The organism is Brevibacterium sp. HMSC08F02 (genome assembly GCF_001807555.1).
GTDB lineage: Bacteria > Actinomycetota > Actinomycetes > Actinomycetales > Brevibacteriaceae > Brevibacterium > Brevibacterium ravenspurgense.
Genome location: NZ_KV789351.1, coordinates 42,143 through 64,571, shown reverse-complemented (window position 1 = coordinate 64,571; position 22,429 = coordinate 42,143). Strand labels below are relative to the sequence as shown.

General features: G+C 63.2%; 21 protein-coding genes. 17 read left to right on the top strand and 4 right to left on the bottom strand.

The window, feature by feature from the left end; genetic code table 11:
- Positions 1-304: 304 nt before the first annotated feature.
- The 5 genes from rplM to HMPREF3172_RS04200 all read left to right on the top strand — a co-directional run bounded on the left by rplM (position 305) and on the right by HMPREF3172_RS04200 (position 4,899).
- Positions 305-748: a 50S ribosomal protein L13 gene (gene rplM / locus HMPREF3172_RS04225; protein WP_019176036.1), complete on the top strand. Its 444-nt coding sequence runs from the start codon at positions 305-307 to the stop codon at positions 746-748.
- 67 nt (positions 749-815) lie between these two features.
- Entirely contained in the window at positions 816-1,283 is a 468-nt protein-coding gene (gene rpsI / locus HMPREF3172_RS04220; protein WP_070515819.1) for a 30S ribosomal protein S9, read from the top strand.
- A gap of 828 nt (positions 1,284-2,111) precedes the next feature.
- Positions 2,112-2,696, top strand: a complete 585-nt coding sequence (locus HMPREF3172_RS04215; RefSeq protein ID WP_061941877.1) for a PDDEXK family nuclease — start codon at positions 2,112-2,114, stop codon at positions 2,694-2,696.
- 283 nt (positions 2,697-2,979) lie between these two features.
- Entirely contained in the window at positions 2,980-4,341 is a 1,362-nt protein-coding gene (gene glmM / locus HMPREF3172_RS04205; protein WP_070515680.1) for a phosphoglucosamine mutase, read from the top strand.
- 96 nt (positions 4,342-4,437) lie between these two features.
- On the top strand, positions 4,438-4,899 hold the full coding sequence (locus HMPREF3172_RS04200; protein ID WP_070515678.1) for a hypothetical protein: 462 nt from the start codon (positions 4,438-4,440) through the stop codon (positions 4,897-4,899).
- Between the two features lie 12 nt (positions 4,900-4,911).
- On the opposite strand, the gene HMPREF3172_RS04195 is transcribed toward HMPREF3172_RS04200, so the two are convergent.
- On the bottom strand, positions 4,912-6,822 hold the full coding sequence (locus HMPREF3172_RS04195) for an ABC transporter ATP-binding protein (RefSeq protein ID WP_141741571.1): 1,911 nt from the start codon (positions 6,820-6,822) through the stop codon (positions 4,912-4,914).
- Positions 6,823-6,990: 168 nt separating this feature from the next.
- Between HMPREF3172_RS04195 and HMPREF3172_RS04190 the strand changes: the two genes are divergently transcribed.
- A complete protein-coding gene (locus tag HMPREF3172_RS04190; protein WP_070515675.1) occupies positions 6,991-7,824 on the top strand; it encodes a MetQ/NlpA family ABC transporter substrate-binding protein in 834 nt (277 codons plus the stop codon).
- A gap of 108 nt (positions 7,825-7,932) precedes the next feature.
- Here the strand turns inward: HMPREF3172_RS04190 and coaA are convergent, their stop codons facing one another.
- Positions 7,933-8,991 carry a type I pantothenate kinase gene (coaA, locus tag HMPREF3172_RS04185; RefSeq protein ID WP_070515673.1) on the bottom strand — a complete coding sequence of 353 codons (1,059 nt, stop codon included), beginning with the start codon at positions 8,989-8,991 and terminating at the stop codon, positions 7,933-7,935.
- Between the two features lie 87 nt (positions 8,992-9,078).
- On the opposite strand from coaA, the gene glmS reads away from it, so the two are divergent.
- The 10 genes from glmS to HMPREF3172_RS04135 are packed head-to-tail and all read left to right on the top strand — an operon-like array spanning position 9,079 to position 18,372.
- Complete coding sequence (gene glmS / locus HMPREF3172_RS04180; protein ID WP_019176027.1) at positions 9,079-10,944, top strand: glutamine--fructose-6-phosphate transaminase (isomerizing); 1,866 nt, start codon at positions 9,079-9,081, stop codon at positions 10,942-10,944.
- A 59-nt stretch (positions 10,945-11,003) separates the two neighbouring features.
- On the top strand, positions 11,004-11,534 hold the full coding sequence (locus HMPREF3172_RS04175; RefSeq protein ID WP_062020360.1) for a holo-ACP synthase: 531 nt from the start codon (positions 11,004-11,006) through the stop codon (positions 11,532-11,534).
- 42 nt (positions 11,535-11,576) lie between these two features.
- Positions 11,577-13,037, top strand: a complete 1,461-nt coding sequence (locus tag HMPREF3172_RS04170; RefSeq protein ID WP_070515671.1) for a bifunctional ADP-dependent NAD(P)H-hydrate dehydratase/NAD(P)H-hydrate epimerase — start codon at positions 11,577-11,579, stop codon at positions 13,035-13,037.
- Positions 13,038-13,046: 9 nt separating this feature from the next.
- Positions 13,047-14,330, top strand: coding sequence for an alanine racemase (gene alr, locus HMPREF3172_RS04165; protein WP_256173179.1), 1,284 nt, complete (start codon positions 13,047-13,049; stop codon positions 14,328-14,330).
- On the top strand, positions 14,327-14,818 hold the full coding sequence (tsaE, locus tag HMPREF3172_RS04160; RefSeq protein WP_070515669.1) for a tRNA (adenosine(37)-N6)-threonylcarbamoyltransferase complex ATPase subunit type 1 TsaE: 492 nt from the start codon (positions 14,327-14,329) through the stop codon (positions 14,816-14,818). The genes alr and tsaE overlap by 4 nt, the downstream gene beginning before the upstream one ends.
- On the top strand, positions 14,815-15,606 hold the full coding sequence (gene tsaB / locus HMPREF3172_RS04155; protein WP_070515667.1) for a tRNA (adenosine(37)-N6)-threonylcarbamoyltransferase complex dimerization subunit type 1 TsaB: 792 nt from the start codon (positions 14,815-14,817) through the stop codon (positions 15,604-15,606). Before tsaE ends, tsaB begins: the two co-directional genes overlap by 4 nt.
- Before the next feature lie 38 nt (positions 15,607-15,644).
- Entirely contained in the window at positions 15,645-16,091 is a 447-nt protein-coding gene (rimI, locus tag HMPREF3172_RS04150) for a ribosomal protein S18-alanine N-acetyltransferase (protein ID WP_070428655.1), read from the top strand.
- Between the two features lie 2 nt (positions 16,092-16,093).
- Positions 16,094-16,756: a hypothetical protein gene (locus HMPREF3172_RS04145; protein WP_070428654.1), complete on the top strand. Its 663-nt coding sequence runs from the start codon at positions 16,094-16,096 to the stop codon at positions 16,754-16,756.
- A complete protein-coding gene (tsaD, locus tag HMPREF3172_RS04140) occupies positions 16,749-17,849 on the top strand; it encodes a tRNA (adenosine(37)-N6)-threonylcarbamoyltransferase complex transferase subunit TsaD (RefSeq protein WP_070515665.1) in 1,101 nt (366 codons plus the stop codon). The genes HMPREF3172_RS04145 and tsaD overlap by 8 nt, the downstream gene beginning before the upstream one ends.
- Complete coding sequence (locus tag HMPREF3172_RS04135) at positions 17,839-18,372, top strand: NUDIX domain-containing protein (RefSeq protein ID WP_070515663.1); 534 nt, start codon at positions 17,839-17,841, stop codon at positions 18,370-18,372. Before tsaD ends, HMPREF3172_RS04135 begins: the two co-directional genes overlap by 11 nt.
- Before the next feature lie 9 nt (positions 18,373-18,381).
- Here HMPREF3172_RS04135 and HMPREF3172_RS04130 read toward each other — a convergent pair whose 3' ends face one another.
- On the bottom strand, positions 18,382-19,521 hold the full coding sequence (locus HMPREF3172_RS04130; protein ID WP_070515660.1) for a glutamate--cysteine ligase: 1,140 nt from the start codon (positions 19,519-19,521) through the stop codon (positions 18,382-18,384).
- Between the two features lie 133 nt (positions 19,522-19,654).
- Positions 19,655-20,485 (bottom strand): sulfurtransferase, encoded by an 831-nt coding sequence (locus HMPREF3172_RS04125; RefSeq protein WP_070515658.1) that lies wholly within the window; start codon positions 20,483-20,485, stop codon positions 19,655-19,657.
- A gap of 53 nt (positions 20,486-20,538) precedes the next feature.
- Here HMPREF3172_RS04125 and HMPREF3172_RS04120 point away from each other — a divergent pair, with 53 nt between their 5' ends.
- Entirely contained in the window at positions 20,539-22,206 is a 1,668-nt protein-coding gene (locus HMPREF3172_RS04120) for a glycoside hydrolase family 3 N-terminal domain-containing protein (protein ID WP_070515656.1), read from the top strand.
- Positions 22,207-22,429: the final 223 nt, after the last annotated feature.

Here is a 22,429-nt window from a genome sequence, read left to right as displayed (position 1 = left end):
CACCCTTCGAACAGAACCCAAACAAGAAGATCAGGCCGACCTCCACCTCGTGAGAGCAGTCCAGCACACGCGCTCAACCTCACATGAGCCCCGTTTTGCAAAGGTGTGTGCTTCCGGGCTAACATTGACAGTCGCTGTACGTCAGATACACACGCCGCAGACCTCTAGTCGCGTTGCAGGATAAGCGGGAAATGTATACGCGTACCGTGCACCTCAAGCAAGTCAAGTACTGCTGAACAAGACTCACGACCTTGTCAGGCAGACGTGTGTGGCTTGGAAGCTAGAGACGAAAAGAAGGCAACTTTTGCGTACGTACACACCAAAGCCCGGCGATGTCGAGCGCCAGTGGCACGTCATCGACGCCACTGACGTCGTTCTCGGTCGCCTTGCTTCGCAGGCAGCTCGTCTGCTGCGCGGCAAGCACAAGGTGGAATTCGCACCTCACATCGACACGGGTGACTTTGTCATCATCATCAACGCGGACAAGATTGTGCTGACCGGCGACAAGCTGGAAAAGAAGCGCGCCTACCGCCACTCCAACTACCCGGGTGGTCTCAAGAGCCTCAGCTACGAAGAGCTCCTTGAGAAGTTCCCCGAGCGTGCAGTGGAGAAGGCTGTTGCAGGCATGATCCCCAAGAACCGCCTCGGCCGTGCCCAGATGCGCAAGCTGAAGGTGTACGCAGGTGCTGAGCACCCGCACGCCTCGCAGAACCCGCAGAAGTACGAAATCAGCCAGGTCGCGCAGTAAGCGCCCAAGGCTCAGTTAACCGAGGAGAATCGTGGCTGACAACCAGAACCTGAACGAGGACGTCGAAATGACGTCGTACTCGACCGAAACCCCGGCTTCGGCTGGTCTCGGCGAAACCGTGGCCGGTGGCCGCGGCGAATCGCTCACCGCTCCCGGCCAGGGCGTTGGCCGTCGCAAGCGCGCTGTCGCTCGCGTCCGCCTGGTCCCCGGCACCGGTGAATGGAAGATCAACGGTCGTGACCTTGAAGCCTACTTCCCGAACAAGATGCACCAGCAGCTCGTTCGCGAACCCTTCCGCCTGCTGGACCTCGAAGGCCGTTTCGACGTCTTCGTGCGCATTTCCGGTGGTGGCCCCTCCGGCCAGGCCGGTGCTGTCCGTCTGGGCATCGCCCGTTCGCTGAACGAAATCGACCGTGAAAACAACCGTCCTGAACTGAAGAAGGCCGGTTACCTCACGCGTGACGCTCGCGTTCCCGAACGCAAGAAGGCTGGTCTCAAGAAGGCTCGCAAGGCTCCGCAGTTCTCCAAGCGCTGATCTTCGCCCGCCAGGGCAGATCCGACTTGGGGCACGCAGTGCCTGCATCAAAGGTCCGTGTACCGCAAGGTGCGCGGGCCTTTTGGCGTTGCGGGGGACTTGTTCGGTTTTCTGTTTGTTGTCCGTGCAGGTAGGCGGACATCGGGCCCGAAACCGGACAACTCCGTGTCATTTCCGGCGCACTTGAGTGCCTTCAGCTGTGGACCAGACGCTCCCGATTCCGTGCTTAAGTTTAGAAATACGCGTCCGACCTCGATGTTTACTCAGGCCGTTCGGGTTTAGCTGCTTTTAAACAGATGACCTGTTTGTCCACAGCTGCGCGGTCTGGTCTTTCCCAGGGGTTCGTCGACCAGCAGTCTGGGACGCATGAACAATGTCTTTGTGGTCAGTGCCCTTCCTGCTGGTGCAATGGCGCATCAGGCAGCTCGTGCAGTTGGATGCTGTCTCAGTAGATTGGCCAGGGGTGTTTATGCCGTCGAGCGATTGTGCGAACAAGAGGCACACAGAGCTTTTGCGTGTTTTGTAGACCGACCTGAACTGTTGTCCGACGAGGGCTCGTCAGTCTATTTGCGGAAGCTAGCCCATCATGCGGGTTGGGCGGTGGCCTTTGGGCATTCAGGTCAGGCGATCTTGAGTCACGCTACCGCGGCTGTGCTTTGGGGCATGGAACTGCCCACTGATCCTCCAGCGCGCTTACAGACAAGCGGTCCGGAACGACCTTTCTCACGGACTCACCGAATACATCGCCAACGAGCAATTCCTGCTGAGCACATTACTTCGCCGGTGAGCGCTCTGCCTGAGCTACGAGCAGTGAGTGCAGATTGGACGATGTTCGACCTGCTCCGGGATGTCGGCGGAGCCGAGGGCTTTGCCATCGCCGATCGACACATTCGCTTCCGGGCTCATGGGCGGGCCTCGGGTGTGCCTTCCGCCGATCGGTTCCATGTCGTCATTGATGAGTTGGCTGAAGTATTTCGCCAGTTTGAGGAGTGCTCGGCGGGCAGGCGGACGGTCACCATGTTGAGTTGGCTTAAAGAGATGCGCGGATTGTCGGAATCCGCAGGTGAGGCACTTGCCTACTTTCGTTTTTATGAGCTGGGTTTCAGGTGCTGTCCGGAGGACTCGCGGTGGAAAATAGCGCAGCAAGTGTCGTTCCCCCTGCCCGGTGAGTCATACCGGCCGCGGGTGGATTTCTTTTTGGAGCACTGGGGTTTGATTGTCGAGTTCGACGGGTGGGCTAAGTACCAAGACCCGAATGGCAGTGTGCCGCCGGAGGTCTACCGAAAAGAAAAACGCCGTGAAGAACAGCTTCGGCGCATGGGCTACAGGTTTCTGCGCATCGAATGGCGGGATGTCATTGTTCCGGGACGACTGGCGAGTTTGCTGCGGCAAGTCGGCGTGGTGCTGCCCTAGCTTGCGACTTGTTCGGGTTTCGGCCTCTTATCCGCGCAGCTGCACGCGTAATAGTCCCAAACCAAGACATCTAGCCATATCAGAAGCGTTGCGTTCCCGAACGCAAGAAGGCTGGGCTCAAGAAGGCTTTCAAGACCCTCGCACTTCGGTGCGGGGGTCTTGTGCTTTCCGGGCACGAGGTGCCGCGGGGCTTACGCCGTGTTCTCACCACACGCCGTGCCCATCTGACCGGGGGATGGGTTTCATAAACGTAGAATGAATGCGATTCGAAACAGGAGGTTCTATGAGCAGGCTTTTCGGTACGGACGGCGTTCGCGGTCTGGCCAACAAGGACATTACGGCTCGACTCGCTCTCCAGTTGGGTGTTGCAGGCAGCCGCGTTCTCGGCAGGCCCGAGCAGCGCTACGGCACGGACAGCAAGCGCCCCTTTGCGATTGTCGGACGCGACACCCGCATCAGCGGTGACTTCCTGGCATCAGCGATCTCCGGCGGTATTGCCTCCACAGGTGTTGACGTGTGGAACGCAGGTGTTCTGCCCACCCCGGGTGTCGCATACGCCGTGAAGGAAACCGGCGCTGACTTCGGTGTCGTCCTTTCAGCCAGCCACAACCCTATGCCTGACAACGGCATCAAATTCTTCGGCCCCGGCGGTACGAAACTCGACGACGCCGCGGAAGACGAAATCCTCGAACTGCTCGACGCTGACTGGGACCGTCCCACAGGCGCGGACGTCGGCCGCATCAAGCCGTACGCGGCGGCAGCGGACGAATTCACCGAACACCTCGTGTCGACCCTGGGTGATACACCCACCCCGCTGCAGGGACTGCGCGTAGTCGTCGACTGCGCCAACGGTGCGGCCTCCGTCGTCGGGCCGGCGGCCCTGCGTCAGGCGGGCGCTGACGTCACGGTCATCGCCGCAAGCCCCGATGGCCTCAACATCAACGACGGTGTCGGCTCCACCCACCTGGGACTGCTGCAGAAGGCCGTTGTCGAAAACGGCGCTGACCTCGGCGTTGCTTTTGACGGTGACGCTGACCGCTGCCTGGCGGTTGATTCACGCGGCCGCGAAGTCAACGGCGACCAGATCATGGGCATCCTGGCCCTGGGCATGAAAGAAGCCGGCACCCTGAAGAACGACACCCTCGTCACCACCGTCATGTCGAACCTGGGTCTCAAACTGGCCATGGAGAAGGCCGGCATCGCGGATGTGCAGACGAAGGTCGGCGACCGCTACGTGCTTGAAGGCATGCTGGCCGGCGGCCACGTGCTCGGCGGTGAACAGTCCGGCCACGTGCTCATGCTCGACCACGGCACCACCGGCGACGGCGTGCTGACAGCCCTTCACCTGATCAACCGTGTGGCCTCAACCGGCCGCACACTGGCTGACCTCGCCGCGGAGATCCCGCAGCTGCCGCAGGTGCTCATCAACGTCCGCGGAGTCGACAAGACCCGCACCGACGACGCGGCAGTTCAGGCAGAGGTCACTGCCGTCGAATCTGAACTCGGCAAGAGCGGCCGCGTCCTGCTGCGCGCTTCGGGCACCGAACCGGTTATCCGTGTGATGGTCGAGGCCGAAACCGAAGCCGGAGCGCAGAAGCAGGCGGAACGCCTGGCCGACTGCGTTAAGCAGAACCTTGCCCTCTGACAGCACTCAGCTCCCCGCACCGGGGCCGCTCAGCAGTGCGGCACCTCGCCCGAGTGCCCCGGCACCTCGCCCGGTGGTCCCGGTGGTGAGCGCACAGTGAAGAAGAGCGCAGACAACAAGAAGGTGCTCTACGGGCGTCTGCCCGCCGGCCTGGCGGCTGCCGCCTCGACAGCGGTGGGCACCGTCGTCATTGTCGGCTTGAGCCTCGTGGCCCGAGCGACGTCCGGTTCGTCTGGACTGTGGTGGATGTTCGGCGTGCTGACATCGTCCTTCGCGGTGCTCGGCGGCATCGCCACGGTTGGGGCGTTCCTCACCGGCCTTGTGCGGGCGGGCTATGTGGCCGACCCCGGCAAACCGGCTCGCTGGAGCGCAATGACGGCCCTGTTCATCGCCTTCGCCAGCCCGGTGATTCTGTACGTGTTCACCGGCCCATGGCTGACGAACGGGCTGATCGTCGCAGTCTCAACGTTCCTGTGCTCAGCAGTCGGGGCGCTCATCTTCCTGTTGGTGTGGCCGCTCCTGCTGCGGGCAGGCACAGTCAGCTCAATTGATGTGTGAGCGCGGGCTGCTCTAGTCTCCCGAGGTGCCGCCGGCTGAGTCTTCTGACTCTTCTTGGTCTGCGAACTGGGTTGTGTACAGCTGCGCGTACCGGCCGTTCTGCGCCAGAAGTTCGCTGTGGGTGCCGCGCTCAACAGCCTGCCCGCCCTCAATCACGATGATCTGATCGGCACTGCGCACAGTCGACAGGCGGTGGGCGATGACCAACGCGGTCCTGCCGGTCATGGCTTCGTTCAAGGCGTGCTGCACAGCTGCCTCGTTCGTTGAATCGAGAGCACTCGTAGCCTCATCGAGCACCACCACGGCAGGTTCGGCCAACAGGAGACGAGCAATTGTCAGCCGCTGCCGTTCACCGCCGGACAGCCGGTAGCCGCGCTCACCGATCACGGTGTCGAGCCCATCGGGCAGGGCGTCGATAACCGGCCACAGGCGTGCGCGTTCCAGAGCGGAACGCAGCTCATCATCCGTTGCATCAGGTTTGGCGATCGTCAGATTGTCGCGAATCGACTCGTGGAACAGGTGGCCGTCCTGCGTGACCATGCCGACGGCTGACTTGAGCGCGTCAAAGCTCAAATCCCGCACGTCCACACCGGACAGCTCAACAGCACCTTCAGTCACGTCGTACAGCCGGGGCAGCAACGACGCGATCGTCGACTTTCCAGCACCGGAGGAGCCCACGAGGGCGACCGTGTGCCCGGCGGGAACAGAGATGTTCAGCCCGTGCAGCACCTCGGAAGACTCCCGGCCGTCAAGAACCGCGACCTCTTCAAGAGAGGCGAGAGACACCTCGGCGGCAGTGGGGTAGCGGAATGAAACGTCACGGTACTCAACAGAGACCGGGCCAGCCGGCAGAGGCTTGGGGGAGTCCGGTTCCTGCACGGTGGAGCGCAGATCAAGGATCTCGAACACCCGCTGGAACGACACGATTGCAGACGTGATGTCCATACGCGCATTCGCCAGCATCGTCAGCGGCGTGTACAGGCGGGTCAGCAGCAGCGCGAGTGTGACGACCTTGCCCGCATCGAGCGAACCCGCCACCGCCTGCATACCGCCAACCCCGTAGACCAGCGCCAAAGCCAGAGCGGACACAAGTGTGAGCGCAGCCAGGAACGTCACCTGCAGCATGGCGGTGCGCACACCGATATCGCGCACCCTGCCCGCGCGGTCAGCAAACTCCGCCGACTCCTTCTGCGGGCTGCCGAACAGTTTGACCAGGGTCGCCCCGCCAGCTGAGAACCGCTCCGTCATGCGGGTCGACATGGCCGCGTTGAGATCCGCCGCCTGAAACTGCAGCGACGCCAAACGGCCGGCAATGAAACGGGCGGGCACCAAGAAAATCGGCAGGAGCAGCACCGACAACACCGTCACCTGCCACGAAATTGCAACCATGACACCGACCGTCAGCGCAAGCGACACAAGGTTCGTCACAACCCCGGACAGTGTGTTGGAGAAAGCCCGCTGTGCACCCATAACGTCGTTGTTGAGCCGGGAGATCAGCGCACCCGTGCGGGTCCGGTTGAAAAACGCCACCGGCAGAGTCTGTACGTGATCAAAAACCGCGGTGCGCAGATCAAAGATCAGGCCTTCGCCAATGCGGGCCGAAAGATAGCGCGACACGATCGTCAATGCCGCATCGGCCAATGCCAGCACACCCATGAGAATCGCTATGCCGACAATCAGACTCACTGGCCCACCAGCGGTAATGGCATTGACCACCCGGCCTGCCAACACCGGGGTAGCGACAGCAACGCCGGCTGATACTGCCGAGAGCAGAATGAACAGGACCAGTTTGTTCTTGTGCCGAGCCGCAAAACCGCCGATGCGCCGCAGGGCTGCCCGGTCAACCTCCGGGGCAGGGCGTCCCTTAGTGCGCTGACTGGCTGTCGTCCTGTGCAGAATCGCCATGGGGGAGTAGTTCGACACGATGCTCCTTTCATCACGCTCCCTGACCCAGACGAGGACAGGAGGGAGCACAGGAAGTCTAGCCCTGCCTCGTCATATGGAGCTTTATGACGAAAAGCGCGTGAAAGCTGTCCGCAGAGTGAGAAACTTGCCGACAACATATGCACACTCGTCAGAAGGACTGAACACATGAAACTGCGCATCGCAGCTATTGCCGCCGCCGCAAGCCTGATCCTCACCGGCTGCGGTGCAGGCGGAGGAAACCAGGAAGTCGGCCAGAAAGACGGCGACATCACCAAGCTGACCGTTGGAGTTTCCCCGGTCCCGCACGGTGACATCCTGCGCTACGTCGACGAAAACCTGGCAGAAGAAGCCGGCCTCGACATCGAGGTCAAGGAATACACCGACTACGCACTGCCCAACCGTGCGCTCGTCGACGGCGACCTCGACGCCAACTACTTCCAGCACAAGCCGTACCTGGACGAAGAAGTCGAAGGCCAGGGCTACAAACTCTACGCATTCGAAGGCGTGCACATCGAACCGATCGCACTGTTCTCCAAGAAGGTGAAGTCGGTTGACGAACTGCCCGAGGGCGGCACCGTCGGCATCAACAACGACCCGGCCAACCAGGGCCGTGCCCTTGACATGCTGGCCAAGGAAGGCGTCATCACGCTGGCTGACGGCAAGGACGCAACCACCGCCACCATCAAGGACATCAAGGACAACCCGAAGAACCTTGAGTTCAAGGAAGCCGACGCTGCACAGCTGGCACGCACCCTTGAAGACACCGACGCTTCGATCATCAACGGCAACAACGCCCTGGAAGCAGGACTGTCGCCCACCGAAGACTCGATCCTCGTGGAATCGGCTGAGAACAACCCCTACGCGAACTTCCTCGCAGTTCGCGAAGGTGACGAGGAAAACGAAGCCATCAAGAAGCTCGACGAACTCCTGCACTCAGAAGAAGTGAAGAAGTTCATCGAAGACAAGTGGACCGACGGCGCGGTGATCCCCGCTTTCTGATCCACACGCCTCTGAGGGGTGAGCCCCTCAGAGGACTTCAAAACCACACGGGCTTCGGCCTACACGGGCTTCGGCCCACCAGACGCCGGGTTCAGCAGTGCGAACTGACTACAGTTTGCGCAGCTGGATCCGGCGTACTGAATGGTCGGCCGATTTCGTCAGAATCAAATCGGCCCGACCACGCGACGGAGCGACGTTCTCCCGCAGGTTGGGAGCGTTGATCGAATCCCAGATCTCACCGGCAAGGGTGAGCGCTTCGTCTTCCGTCAGCTCCGAATAGCGGTGGAAGTATGAATCCGGCTGGGTGAAAGCACCCGACTTCAGTTCCATGAACCTGTCGATGTACCACTGGCGAATATCACCGGCTGCTGCGTCAACGTAGACGGAAAAGTCGAAGTAGTCGCTGACGGACACGCCCACTTTGCCGTCGGCACGCGGCCTGGGCGGCTGCAGAACATTGAGGCCTTCGACAATGAGCACATCCGGTGAGCGGACCGTGACTTCAGCACCCGGAACAATGTCGTAGGTGTGGTGCGAATAGACGGGAGCGCGTGCTTCTTCGGCACCGGACTTGACCTTGGACAGGAAGCGCATGAGCGCCCTCCGGTCGTAGGACTCCGGGAATCCCTTCCGTGATGTCAGACCGCGGCGGGCCAGTTCTGCATTGGGAAACAGGAACCCGTCGGTCGTGACGAGCTCAACCTTCGGGGTGTCCGGCCAGCGGGCCATCATTTCGCGCAGAACACGCGCCGTTGTGGATTTTCCGACAGCGACCGAACCGGCCACACCGATGACAAACGGAATGTGCTGCGGGGCGGGGTCGTGACCGCTGGCACGCAGCGGAGCGAAGAACTCCCGCGTGAGCCTGTGCTTTTTACGGCGGGCGGAAACGTACAGGTTGAGCAGCCGTGACAGGGGCAGGTAGATCTCTTCGATCTCGGTGGTGTCCATGCGCTCGCCCTTACCGCGCAGACGCTCCACGTCAGCCGCCGTCAGCGGCAGGGGAGTGGCCTGAGCAAGTTCGGACCACGTGGTGCGGTCAAAACTCCAAAAGGGTGAGGCGATGGGCTGCCCGCTCTGCTTCTGATGCGGGCGCAGACCCGCGAGCAGACGAGCGGGATCGAGGTCGCTGGATCGAACGAACGGTGTGGCGTCGTTGTGTTCCATGGGTGCTGCAGATCCTCGTTTCGCTCAGCATTCACTCAGGCGGCGAAATCCAGCTTACGGCACACTCGCGCGTTAACATTGAAGTCTATGTGTGGAATTGTTGGATTCGTCGGAAACCCGAACGCCCAGATCACCGCTGAAGACGTCACCGTCGGAGGCCTTAAGCGAATGGAGTACCGCGGCTACGATTCCGCGGGCGTCGCATTCGTAACCGAGGATGGCCAGCTGGCCTCAGCGAAGAAAGCCGGAAAGCTCGACAACCTCAAAAATGAGCTTGCCGAACACCCCCTGCCGAAAGCCGCAACCGGGATCGGCCACACCCGCTGGGCTACCCACGGTGCGCCGACTGATGAAAACGCCCACCCCCACCTGGCTGACGACGGTCGCCTGGCGCTCATCCACAACGGCATCGTCGAAAACTACGCCTCACTCAAAGAGCGCCTGCTGAAAGACGGCGTCGAATTCGCATCCGAAACCGACACGGAAGTCGCAGCGCACCAGCTGGCCAAGAACTACCGCGAAACCGGTGACCTCACCGAGGCCATGCGACGGACCTCCAACCAGCTGGAAGGTGCCTTCACCCTGCTGGCCGTCCACGCTGACAAGCCCGGAACGGTTGTTGCCGCCCGCCGCAATTCGCCGCTGGTCATCGGCCTGGGTGACGATGCGAACTACCTGGGATCGGATGTTGCGGCCTTCATCGACTACACCCGCCGCGCCGTTGAGATCGGCCAGGACGAAGTCGTGACCATCACCGCTGACTCCGTCGACATCATGGACTTCGACGGCAACCCGGTCGAAGGCACCGAATACGAAATCGACTGGGACCCGGCAACCGTGGACAAGGGCGGCTTCACGTCGTTTATGGAAAAGGAAATCCACGACCAGCCGCAGGCAGTCGCCGACACACTCTTGGGCCGCTTCGACACGGAAGGCCGCCTCACGCTGGATGAGATGCGGATTGACGAATCCGTGCTGAAGTCCGTCGACAAGATCATCGTCGTAGCCTGCGGTACAGCCGCCTACGCCGGTCAGGTCGCCAAGTACGCGATCGAACACTGGTGCCGCATCCCGGTTGAGGTCGAACTGGCCCACGAATTCCGCTACCGCGACCCGATCGTGTCCGAAAAGACCCTCGTGGTGGCGATTTCGCAGTCCGGCGAAACGATGGACACCATCATGGCGCTGCGCCACGCCCGCCACCAGGGTGCGAAGGTCGTTGCCATCTGCAACACCTACGGTTCGACGATTCCGCGTGAATCCGACGCTGTGCTCTACACGCACGCCGGCCCGGAAATCGCTGTGGCATCCACCAAGGCGTTCCTGTCCCAGATTGTGGCCTGCTACCTACTGGGCCTCTACCTGGCGCAGCTGCGCGGCAACAAGTACCGCGACGAAATCCAGCTGATTCTGGACGAACTGCAGAACATCCCCAGCAAGGTCCAGCAGCTCCTGGACGATGACTCCCAGCAGATCACGGACCTGGCCAAGCGCCTGGCAGACACCCCGTCCGTGTTGTTCCTCGGCCGTCACGTCGGCTTCCCCGTGGCCATGGAGGGTGCGCTCAAACTCAAGGAGCTCGCCTACATCCACGCGGAAGGCTTCGCAGCCGGAGAACTCAAGCACGGCCCCATCGCACTGATCGACGAAGGTCAGGTTGTCATCATCATCGTGCCCAGCCGTTTCGGCCGGGATTCGCTGCACGCCAAGGTGGTCTCCAATATTCAGGAGGTCCGGGCACGCGGAGCCAACACGATCGTCATTGCAGAACAGGGTGACGAGGCGGTGCGCGAGTACGCTTCCGAAGTCATCTACGTGCCCAACACCACCACGTTGCTGGCGCCCCTGCTGACCACGGTGCCGCTGCAGATCTTCGCGATGGAGCTGGCTCAGGCCAAGGGCCTGGACGTCGACCAGCCGCGCAACCTCGCGAAATCGGTCACGGTCGAATAAGAGTCGAATAAAGCGGCCCAAGGCCGGTCGCACACGAGACCAGTAAGGAGAGAGCAGTCGTGGGCATCATCGGCATCGGCGTTGACATTGCCGACGTTCCCCGGTTCCAGGAGCACATTGAGCGGGTGCCCGAACTTCTGGACCGCCTGCTCACTCCGGCTGAACAGCTGAAGAAGAACGGCAAGCGGCGCAGCCCCGAAAGCCTCGCCGCCCGCTTCTCGGCAAAAGAGGCGCTGGTCAAGGCTCTGCAGTTCCCGCAGATCATTCCGTGGCAGGAGGCCGAGGTGGTCTCGGCTTTCTCCGGTGCCCCGTCTTTCCGGTTGAGCGGCTGGGTGCTCGAGATGTTCCGCAAGCGCGGCGGTGAGCACGTGCACCTGTCGATCACGCACGACGGCGACCGCACCATCACCTACGTGATTGTCGAAGGCAGCGGACCGTCACTGTCTCCGCCCGTCGACCAGCCGGCACCTCCCGTGCCCGGAACGGCAGAACACGATCGCGCGCTCGCCCAGTTCCGCGCCGATGTTGCAGCCAGGCGCGAAGAGCGCAACCGGATGCGCGAGGAAGCCCGCCGGAAGAACCCCAGCTGAACCAGCTGAACGACGTTCAACCTAAGCAGAACAGGAATCACGATGCCCCGCCCTGCGTACACCGGTGAGCAGATCCGCCAGGCCGAAGCCCCGCTGCTGGAAGCCGGTGAAGGCGACAGGCTCATGCGCCGGGCCGCAGGCCAACTGGCTGCCGTGTGCCGCCGGGTTCTGCGTTTGGGCGGCGGCACCGTCTACGGTCGCCGCGTGGCTGTTCTCACGGGACCGGGCAACAATGGTGGGGACGCTCTGTTTGCGGCTGCTGACCTTGCCCGCCGAGGTGCCGCCGTCACCCTGGTGCACACCATCGGGACCCCTCATGCGGACGGGCTGGCCGCCGCTGTCAGCGCCGGCTGCCGGCGGGTTGACATTGCCCAGGCGCCGAGCCACCTGGGTGCCGCCGATCTTGTGATTGACGGTGTTTTCGGCACGGGTGCGAAACCGCAGCTGCCGGAGGACCTTGTGCAGCTCATCCGCGTGTGGCAGGCCAGTTCGGCTCGCGCAGAAGGGCAGATCACGGTGGCAGTTGACGTGCCCACCGGCATTGACGCTTCAACAGGCCGCAGTGCCCAGGCCGCCGTGCGGGCCGACTGGACCGTGACGTTCGGCGGGCTCAAAACCGGCTTGTTCACGGGTGCCGGCGCGCGGGCCTCTGGCCGTGTGGTTCTTGCACCCATCGGCCTGGATTTTTCGGACACCGTGCCGGATGCGTGGGTGTACAAGCGCAGTGACCTGCGCGAACTCGTGAAAGCGCCGACAGGTGAGGATCACAAATACACGCGAGGTGTCGTCGGCATCTGCGCCGGTTCCGCGGACTATCCGGGGGCTGCTGTTCTGTGCACGAACGCGGCGGTGGCCGCCGGTGCCGGAATGGTGCGCATCATCGGCGATGAACGGCTGCGCTCAGCTGTCACGTCCCATGTCCCAGAAGCCGTAGCGGCTGACGGTCGTGTGCAGGTGTGGGCCGTCGGCCCGGGAAGTCCCAGCCAAGACAGAATGGCCGCCGCGTTCGTAAGCGGCGAGCCCGTCATCGCCGATGCCGGCGCGATTGACCACCTGCCCGACCACCTGGCGGAAGGCAGCATCATCACGCCCCACGCCGGTGAACTCGAAAGGCTGCTCACAGTACGCGGCCACAGCGTGCAGCGCAGCCAGATCGAAGAAGACCAGTTGTACTGGGCCCGCACCGCTGCCCGCGAACTCGACGCGGTCGTTCTGCTCAAAGGCCACCGCAGCGTCATCGCTGAACCCGACGGCACCGTCCACCTGCCGCCGGCGGGTTCAGCAAACCTCGCAACAGCAGGTTCCGGTGACGTGCTCACGGGGGTGCTCGCAGCGCTCCTGGCAGAAAGAGCGGCAGCCAAACGGCGCCTCGAGCCCGGTGTGACAGCCGTGACCGCGGCAGCCGCGGTCCTGCTCCACGGGAGGGCAGGGAAATCCGCAACACACGCCTCCGGCTTGCCGCGAGCAGTGGAGCAGGCTGTGCTGAAAGCACGTGCGCGTTAGGATCAAGGCGTGTCCCCAACGTCAACTGATCTCCTGCCCACAACGGCCTACGGTCCGTCGCTGCTGAAAGCGCTCATCGACCGTGACGCCATCCGCACCAACCTCGCAGTGCTGCGAGAACACGCGGGCGAAGCCGATGTCATCCCCGTCGTCAAAGCCGACGCCTACGGTCACGGCATCACAAATGTTGTTCCCTTGCTTGTCGAAGCCGGAATACGCCGAATCGGCACCGCCACCGTGACGGAAGCCCTGCAGGTGCGCGACCTTCTGGAGCGGCTCGCCGCCGACGGGCTCGAAGGTGCCGCTGCCACTGTTGTTCTGTGCTGGCTTATGCCTATCGGCGTGGACTTCGCTGGGCTTGCCCAGAAGAACATTGAGGTGGGCATCAGTGCGGCCGAACAGCTGCCGTTCATCGTCGAAGCCGCCCGGAAGAGTACGGACAACCCGCTGCGCATCCACATCAAGATCGACTCCGGGCTGGGCCGCGGTGGGATGACCGAGCGCCAGTTCGACGGCTTTCTGCGTAAGCTGGCCCAGCTGGACGACGATGTTCGCGCCGGTCTGAAGATTGTTGGCGCCATGACTCACCTGGCGGTTGCCGATGAGCCGGGAAGCGAATTCACCGACCACCAGTACAGCATCTTCACCGAAGAGATCTCGAAACTGCGCGGTTTCCTCCTCTCCCAGCCAGACCTGGGACACCCGGACGAACTCATCGTCCACGCCTCGAATTCACCGGCGGCACTGACAATCGGCACCGGACCGGACACTCTGACCGCACACGCCGTGCGGACAGGTCTGGCCGTCTACGGGCTCAGCCCCTTTGCCGGCAGCACTCCGGAAAGCCTGGGCCTGCGCCCGGCCATGACGCTGAAATCGCAGGTGATTGCGCTTAAGGACGTCGCCCGCGGCAGCCATGCCAGCTACGGACTGACCTACACGTGCGAAGCAGACACCCGCTTTGCGCTGGTAGCCGGCGGCTACGCCGACGGTCTGCCCCGTTCGGCATCCAACGCCGCGCGCGTGTTCATCGGCGGGCGCCAGTACCGGCAGGTGGGCCGCATCGCCATGGACCAGATTGTGGTGGAAGTCGGCCTGGACTCCGACGTGAGTGTCGGCGATGAAGTGACCATCTTCGGCCCCGGCGATTCCGGCGAGCCCACCGCCGCCGACTGGGGCGCATGGGGCGGAACCATCAACTACGAAATCGTCACCGGAATCGGCAGCCGCGTTGAGCGGGTCCTGACGGGCCGGGCGGTCGGAGAGCCGAGCGAAAGCGGGGAGACCGCGTGAGCCGCATCGACATCGAGCTGCGCAACCAAGCCCGCACGGCTGAACTCGCAGCGGCACTCGCACCCCAGCTGCGGGCGGGGGACCTCATCATCCTCACCGGCGGTCTCGGGGCGGGCAAGACCACGTTCACCCAGTCGCTTGCCGCGCACCTCAACGTGCGCGGGCGCGTGTCCTCACCGACCTTCATCATCGCCCGCGAACACCCGCCGATCGGCGACGGTCCGGGGCTCGTCCACGTTGACGCCTACCGGTTAGAAGACGCCGCGGAACTTGATGACCTCGACCTCGACTCCGAACAGGACGAAGTCGTCACCGTCGTCGAATGGGGCGCCGGCATGGCTGAATCACTGGCCGACGACTACCTGGAGATCACCCTGACCCGGCCGGACTCCGCCGACCCGGAATCCGGTCAGCGCACAGCGACCCTGCAGGGCTTCGGTGAATCCTGGACGAGCCGTTTGGCGCGCGTGAAGGAGGCAATGCAGTGACCGCCCACAACCCCAGCACAGCCCCGCGTGCTGGCGCGAAGCCGCCGGTTGTCGTCGCGCTCGATACATCGTCCGCGGCCTCCGTCGCGGTTGTCGCCGATGACCGCGTTGAGGCCGAATGGGCGCAGTCGCGCGCTCGCCGTCACGCTGAACTTCTGGGCCCGGCACTTACTGATGTGCTGAAGCAGGCGCCTGAACCCGAACTCGTGGCCGTCGGCGTGGGGCCCGCACCGTTCACCGGTATGCGCGCAGGCATCGCCTCGGGCCTGGGCTTTGCCGTGGGCCGCGCTTTGCGGACAGTGGGCGTACGTTCGCACGACGGTTTGGCACTCGCGGTGTACGAACAGCTGCGTGCTGACGGTGAAGACGTCGATAGCGTGCGGATCCTGGTTGCCTCGGATGCTCGCCGCCGTGAGGTCTACTGGGCTGAATACGCAGGACTCGACGAGGACGGCCTGCCGGTCCTTGCCGCAGGTCCCGACGTGGCCAAACCCGCCGACCTCGCTGAACTCAAGGGGCTCGGGCCAGTTGACAGCAGCGATCCCATCCAAACAGAGAACAGCTCCGAGGAACCGGGCTCGACAGAGCCGACCGTCCTCCGCATCGGCGCTGGTTTTGAGCTCTACGCTGACGTGCTCGGCGCACCAGATCCGCGCTTCCCAACCGAAGCGCTCGCGGCTGACATCGCCCGGATCGCCGCCCGCACGGAAGCCGCCGGGCGCGAGCAGCTGGAGCCCATCCCGCTGTACCTGCGCGAACCTGACGCCAAACCGCTGCCCGGCCGCTGACCGCACCTGACCGGCCAACACGCAAACACCCAGCAGCTATGACCGTCACACTGAGTCCCCTTCAGTGGTGGGACATTCCCACCGCCGCCGCAATGGACCGCGAAATCTTCGGCCCGGACGCCTGGAGCGAAGACTTCTTCTGGACGCAGGCGGCAAGCCCAACGGTGTTCCTCATTGCCGCGCACACCGAGCAGGGCCTGGCCGGTTTCGCCGGCCTGAGTATCAGCGGCAAAGAAGCTGAGATCCTCACAATCGCCACCCACCCGAACATCCGGGGTCGAGGTGCCGGTCGCCTCCTCCTGGAATCCCTCCTGGATACTGCCCGTACCCGTGGGGTCGAGGCGGTGTACCTCGACGTGCGCAGTGACAACACTGCTGCTCTGGGGCTGTACGAGGCGTTCGGCTTTGCTGTTCTGAACACCCGGCCCGGCTATTACACGGGCGCTGACGCGCTGGTTATGCGGGCGTCGTTGCTAGGCTTGTGAGCATGATTTCGGCATCCATCACACAGTGGGAAGACGGCACAGACCTTGTGCTCGAAACAGCTATCAGCGCCGACCTCCACACCGTGTGGAAGCGCATCACCAGTCCTATGGAATGTGCGCTGTGGTTCGCCCCCTTCCATCCAGTCCAAGACGACGACGCTGATCAGGGAGAGGGCACCTCGGAAGCCAGTGGTGCCGCGGAGGTGAGCGACGGCGCGGAAGCCGGCGGCGCCTCGGATGTCAGCGCAATCGAGTTCGACTTTGAGGGAAGCCCCCTGACGGCCCACGTGCTGTCCTGCGTCGAAGACGACCACGTGCTGGTGGAACTCGGCGGGCTTGGCCGCATCAGCGTGCGCCTGTCAGAAGCTGCACCCGGCCAGGCCGGCGCACAGCCAAGCGATCACCCCAGCGTGACCGTGACAGCCGCCCACACCTACGCATCTGACGAAGAAGCGGCCCAGCTCATCCCGCAGGTCGGCCCGGTGTGGGATACGCACCTGCGCCTGTTGGCCGGCACTTTTGCTGCCGCCGATCTCACCGGATCTGAAAGCGAAGCCGCACTCTACGCCCGCTATACCCAGCTGGCAGTCGACGAATTCGGCGCCGAAACCGTCCAGACCGGCTCCGCGCAGGCTCCGGAAGGCGATGACGGCGACGATGACTGAGCCGCTCATCCTGGGCATTGAGACCTCGTGCGATGAAACCGGGGTCGGCATTGTCCGCGGCAGCACCCTGTTGGCGAACACGGTGGCGTCGTCGATGGACGAACACGTGCGCTTCGGCGGGGTGGTCCCGGAAGTCGCATCGCGCGCCCACGTGCAGGCTTTCGCTCCGACGCTCACCCAGGCCCTGGAAACCGCAGGTGTGACGCTCGATGATATTGACGCGCTGTGCGTCACCGCGGGACCCGGTCTGTCCGGTGCGCTCATGGTGGGAGTCAGCGCGGCTAAGGGGCTCGCGGCCGCCACCGGCAAACCCCTGTACGGGCTGAACCACCTGGCCGGTCACGTTGCTGCCGCAACCTTGGACACTTCCTCTGACGAGGCGGAGCCCGGCTCCGGTCTTGAACTGCCGACTATTGCTCTGCTCGTGTCGGGCGGACACACGGAAATCCTCAAGATCACCGACCTGGTGGACGGGATTGAGCTCCTGGGCTCCACAATCGACGATGCCGCGGGCGAGGCCTTCGACAAGACGGCCCGCCTGTTGGGCCTTGACTATCCGGGTGGGCCGAACATTTCAAAGGCCGCCGCGGGTGGTTTTGACGACGGCGTTCCGGGTGACCCGACGGCTGTGAAGTTCCCGCGCGGACTCATGACCGCAAAGGACCTGCGTGACCCCGAACGTCGTTACGCGTTTTCGTTCTCCGGTCTGAAGACGGCAGCGCTGCGGGCTGTTGAAGCCGAGAAGACCAAGCCGGAATCCCAGCGCGTACGCCTGGCTGACATCGCCGCGTCCTTTGAAGAGGCCGTGGTCGACGTGTTGGTGCGCAAAACCCTCCTGGCCTGCGAAGACACCGGCATCAAACGGGTTCTTCTGGGTGGGGGAGTTGCCGCCAACCGCCGTCTGCGCGACAAGCTGAGTAGGCGCTGTGCCGATGAGGGCATTTCCCTGCTCATCCCGCCGCTGAGCCTGTGCACCGACAACGGGGCGATGATGGCAGCACTCGGTGCACACGTGGTCGCCCGCGGAAAACAGCCCTCAGCACCGGATTTCGGAGTGACAAGTTCATTGGAGGTTGACCAGGTTGTCGTCTGAAGGTCCTGCCAGCGCTCGCGACTCACGCCCACCGGAAGAACACCTGCGGCAGCAGCGCCGCACCGGTGACGGCTGGGTGGAAACACCGCAGGGACGCTTCTGGGGTCTGTTCGGCGCAGCCGGTCTGCTCATCCACGACCCCGACCGCGGAGTTCTGCTGCAGCACCGCGCCGTGTGGTCAGCCCAGGGCGGCACGTGGGGAATTCCCGGCGGTGCGCTCGACGAAGGCGAAACACCTAAGCAGGGTGCGATCCGCGAATGCTGGGAAGAAACCGGTGTGCCCGGACCAAACGGCGAAGGCATCACGGTCATCGGCGAGTATCGGGTGGACAAAGACGGCTGGGCCTACACGACGGTCATCACGCAGGTCACGCAGAGGCTTGAGGCTCACGTGGCGGATGCCGAAAGCATTGAATTGCGGTGGGTGCCGCTAGACGCGGTCGCCGACTACGAACTTCATCCGGGCTTTGCCGCCGCATGGCCGGAGTTGCTGCAGGTGCTGCGCCAGCATGTCGCTGAGTAAGGCTGAGACTTACCAGCCAGCCGGTTTTCCGGCCCGCATTTCCTCAACCAGAAGACCGGCAACGTCTTCCATACGGCCGGTTTCTTCAAATACCTTCTTCTGCCGCTGGTAGGAGGCTCCAACGCGGGCAAATGACAGCATCGATTCCAGCTCAGCCGAGCACCCGAGTTCCTCAGCGATCGGGGCCAGTCGCTCCACCTCGTCAGCAATGACGTCCGTGACCAGACGTTCGTCGCAGGCGGCGTTTTCGATGATGATCGTGTCCATGCCGTAGCGAGCTGAGCGCCACTTGTTTTCGCGGTGGAACCAGTCCGGCATGAAGTTGAGCTCTTCGCCGCGGTCCAGGCGCTGCGACATGTCGTGAACCAGGCACTGCACGAAGGCCGTCACGGCCGCCAGCTCCGCCATGGTCGGGATGCCGTCGCACACGCGGATCTCGACGGTTCCCCAACCCGGTGCCGGGCGGATGTCCCAGCGGATTTCGTTGATGGAATCGACCACGCCGGTGTGCAGCATGTCGCCGATGTAGTCCTCGTATTCGTCCCAGTTCTTCAGCTGGAACGGCAGGCCGGCCGTGGGCAGCTGCTGGAAGAGCATGGCGCGGTTAGAGGCGTAGTGCGTGTCGTGGCCGGCCCAGAAGGGGCTGGATGCGCTGACGGCCTCCAGATGCGGGACATAGGCCATGAGAGCGCGGACAATCGGCATGACGTGATCGCGATTGGCAATGCCCACGTGGGTGTGCACGCCGAAGATCAGCATCTGCCGGCCCCACCACTGGGTGCGGTTGACCAGCTCTTCGTAGCGGTAGGCCGGTGTGACTTCTTGTTCCCACCAGGGGGAGAAGGGGTGGGTTCCGGCGGACAGAACATCAAGCCCACGAGGTGCCAGGATGCTTCGCAGGTAATCGAGAGACTCGCTCAAATCAGCCGTGATGCCGGCAACGTCAGTCTGCACCCCGCTGACGATTTCGACGGTGTTCGTGAGCATTTCGCCCACGATCTTGCCCTGGAGGTGATCCGTGCCCTCTGCTTTGAGCGCCTCGAGGATTTCAGGGGCGCGGGATGCCAAAGAGAAGTCTTCGGCATCGACTATCGCGAGTTCCCATTCCGCTCCCAGTGTCGACTGAGGGGACGAGGCAAAAGAAAGCATGCGGACATCCTAATCTAACCAGCAGGTAACACCGGTTTTCTGCGCGCTGGGCGGACAGATTATCCGGTCGTGCAGTTGGTGAAGTGAGCGACAGCCTTTGGCGCGCTTGGAGCGCAGGTGGATTGGCAGTCCTTCAGCCTTTGGCGACGGGGCGGGATTCATCGGCCGACCACCCGGACCAGCTGGGGGAGTACAGGGAAGCCCGCACCCCGATCTGCTCAAGCGCCAAGATGTTGCTGCACGCCGTCACGCCAGAACCGCAGTAGGCAACCACCGCACCGTTGTCCGCGCCGAGATCCGCGAACTGGGCTGCGAGTTCTTCCTTCGGCAGCAGTGCACCGTCGCGGTAGTTTTCAGTGGCCGGGCGGTTGAGAGCGCCGGGAATGTGGCCTGCGCGCGGATCCATGGAGTCATCTTCGCCGCGGAAGCGCGCCGACGGACGCGCGTCGATGAGCGTGCCCAGTGCCGCTGTTGCGGCGGCCTGGTCGGCATCGACGGTCGGCATTTGCCCGGTTGTGATCGTGATGTCTGACGGTGCTGGCTGCGGGGTTTCGGTTGAAAGCTCACCGCCGGCGGCCTTCCAAGCGTTCAGCCCTCCATCGAGCACGCGCACATCCTGCAGGCCCGCCCAACGCAGAATCCACCAGCCGCGAGCGGCACCTAAGGAGCTGTTGTCGTCGTACACAACGACAGTGGAATCAGGAGTGATGCCCCACGCTCGGATGGTCTCCTGCAGGTCGGCTGGGGCCGGCAGCGGGTGGCGGCCCAAAGTGGGATCGTCAGATGTTCCCGACAGCTGGGTGTCAAGGTCGGCGTACTGGGCGCCGGGAATATGCCCTGCCGCGTAGTCGTCAGCCCCGTTGGGCTTCGGCAGAGTCCAGCGGACGTCGAGGATGACAGTTCGGGCTGCGGCATCGGCGTCAGCAAGAGCGGCTTTGAGCGCATCGGCGGTGATGAGCGACATACGGCAATCCTTTGTTCATACGGACAACAGCCAGTCCCACTAGACTCTCACAGATGCGCGCGCTTAGATTCATTTCTGCTCTGACCGTAAGCGTCCTGGTTCTTGCAGGATGTTCGGGGCAGGGCCAGCCCACCTCGCCGACCCCAGCGGAGCCGAGCACGGCAGAAGAGACAGCCTCCGCCTCGTCAGGGGTCAGTGAAGAAGACCGGCAGAAAGCCCGCGAGATCGTCCAGAAGATGAGTGCCGACCAGCTGGTCGGCGCGACGATTATGGGCACATATGACGGTGTGGACCCTGCGGTTGCCGGGCAGATGGTCAAGAAGAACAGCCTGGCCGGGGTGATCGTCATGGGCTACAACCTGCCGGACGGTGCTGAGCCCGAGGACGTGAAGGATTACACGGGTGCTTTGCGGGAAGCCGCGGGGGAGCGTGCGTGGCCCGTGCAGCTGAGCGTTGACCAGGAAGGCGGGCCGGTGGCCAGGCTCAAATCTGCCGCTTACAGCTTCCCGCCTCTTATGGCGTTCGGGGCGGCTGGAGATGCTGAACTGACCCAGGATGCGATGGAAGCGCAGGGTGCGCAGTTGGCTGATTTGGGATTCACGATCAACTGGGCGCCGGTTGCTGATGTCACGGTCGGACAGAAAGACCCAGCAGTCAATGTTCGTGCGGCAGGGGGCAGCCAGGAGACTGTTGTCGGTGCGGTCGAACCGGCCGTCAAGGGGTACCTGGCGGCTGGTATTGGATCGAGCGCCAAGCACTTTCCGGGCCACGGGCAGCTGACAGTTGATTCGCATGTTGATCTGCCCGAATCGAAGAAAGCTCTTGAGGAATACAGCGACACCGAATGGGAGCCGTTCGAAGCGGCAATCGAAGCCGGTGTGCCCTCAGTTTTGGTGGGGCACATGCGGGTTGCCGGGGCCGGTGACAAACCGGCTTCGCTCAACCCTGAGGTGTATGAAGCGCTGCGGGATGAGCTTGGCTTTGACGGGGTTGCGGTGACCGATGGGCTCAACATGGGAGCCATTACGAAGGGTGTTCCCGCAGGTCAAGAGACTGTTGAAGCATTGAAAGCCGGAGCGGACCTCGCGCTCATGCCACCTGATCTGGATGCTGCTGTGCAGGCCGTGAAGAAGGCAGTGGATTCGGGCGATCTGTCTGAAAAGGACATGCGAGCCAAGGCTGAGCGCGTTGTTGCCATGAGTCTGTGGCAGGAACGGGCTGCTGGCGAGGCTGGTGCTGCCGATGGTGGCGCGGGCACTGGTGACGGTGGTGACGGCGGCGGTGACGGCGGCGATGGCGACGGCGGCCAGAAGCCGGCGGACGATGTTTTCAACGAGGTCGGCCGCGAATCACTCACTGTTCTGGCCGGAAGCTGTTCAGCCGAGCCAGTACAAAGCGTGTCAGTATCCGGCCCGCCGGCTGCTGCCGAGGCGCTGAAGAAAGCCCTGAAGGAACACGGCATTGAGACTGGTGGCGGTACGCGCGTGAAGCTGGTCGACGGAACTGAAAGCTCGTCCGGTGGCGGGGCGGACGTCGTCGTGGGTATGGGCGGTCCGTGGAAGGTCGCTTCGGCTGCTGGAAACGCGGGCACCGTGCTGGTCACATACGCCGATACCGAGTACGCCATGAACGCCGTTGCCGACTATCTGGCAGGCGAACTTGAGGCATCCGCGCAGATGCCAATCACACTTTCAGGCGTAAAACCGCCCAAGTGCGGCTAGCCGCGCCAGCCCAGCTGCTGGCAGCCAAACCAGCCTTTCCAGCGAGACCGGCCTTCCACCTCGTGCCCCTCCAGCCGGCCTAGATTCACGCTTTAATGCAGTTTTGCGCGTTGTTGCGGCGCATTTGCGCGTGAGTTTGCATTAGCGCGCAAGTCTGGCGTGGTCTGGTTGGTTGCGGTGCCTTCCTGTCGGCCAGCGACGCCGCTGACTGACGAGGTGGAGC

What these genes read in the sequence shown, in the direction of transcription:
- HMPREF3172_RS04130 (WP_070515660.1), bottom strand. Translation starts at nt 19,521, where the DNA reads ATGCTTTCTTTTGCCTCGTCCCCTCAGTCGACACTGGGAGCGGAATGG.
- rpsI (WP_070515819.1), top strand. Translation starts at nt 816, where the DNA reads ATGACGTCGTACTCGACCGAAACCCCGGCTTCGGCTGGTCTCGGCGAA.
- HMPREF3172_RS04190 (WP_070515675.1), top strand. Translation starts at nt 6,991, where the DNA reads ATGAAACTGCGCATCGCAGCTATTGCCGCCGCCGCAAGCCTGATCCTC.
- tsaD (WP_070515665.1), top strand. Translation starts at nt 16,749, where the DNA reads ATGACTGAGCCGCTCATCCTGGGCATTGAGACCTCGTGCGATGAAACC.
- HMPREF3172_RS04170 (WP_070515671.1), top strand. Translation starts at nt 11,577, where the DNA reads ATGCCCCGCCCTGCGTACACCGGTGAGCAGATCCGCCAGGCCGAAGCC.
- rimI (WP_070428655.1), top strand. Translation starts at nt 15,645, where the DNA reads ATGACCGTCACACTGAGTCCCCTTCAGTGGTGGGACATTCCCACCGCC.
- HMPREF3172_RS04215 (WP_061941877.1), top strand. Translation starts at nt 2,112, where the DNA reads ATGTTCGACCTGCTCCGGGATGTCGGCGGAGCCGAGGGCTTTGCCATC.
- HMPREF3172_RS04145 (WP_070428654.1), top strand. Translation starts at nt 16,094, where the DNA reads ATGATTTCGGCATCCATCACACAGTGGGAAGACGGCACAGACCTTGTG.
- HMPREF3172_RS04125 (WP_070515658.1), bottom strand. Translation starts at nt 20,485, where the DNA reads ATGTCGCTCATCACCGCCGATGCGCTCAAAGCCGCTCTTGCTGACGCC.
- glmM (WP_070515680.1), top strand. Translation starts at nt 2,980, where the DNA reads ATGAGCAGGCTTTTCGGTACGGACGGCGTTCGCGGTCTGGCCAACAAG.
- HMPREF3172_RS04120 (WP_070515656.1), top strand. Translation starts at nt 20,539, where the DNA reads ATGCGCGCGCTTAGATTCATTTCTGCTCTGACCGTAAGCGTCCTGGTT.
- coaA (WP_070515673.1), bottom strand. Translation starts at nt 8,991, where the DNA reads ATGGAACACAACGACGCCACACCGTTCGTTCGATCCAGCGACCTCGAT.
- glmS (WP_019176027.1), top strand. Translation starts at nt 9,079, where the DNA reads ATGTGTGGAATTGTTGGATTCGTCGGAAACCCGAACGCCCAGATCACC.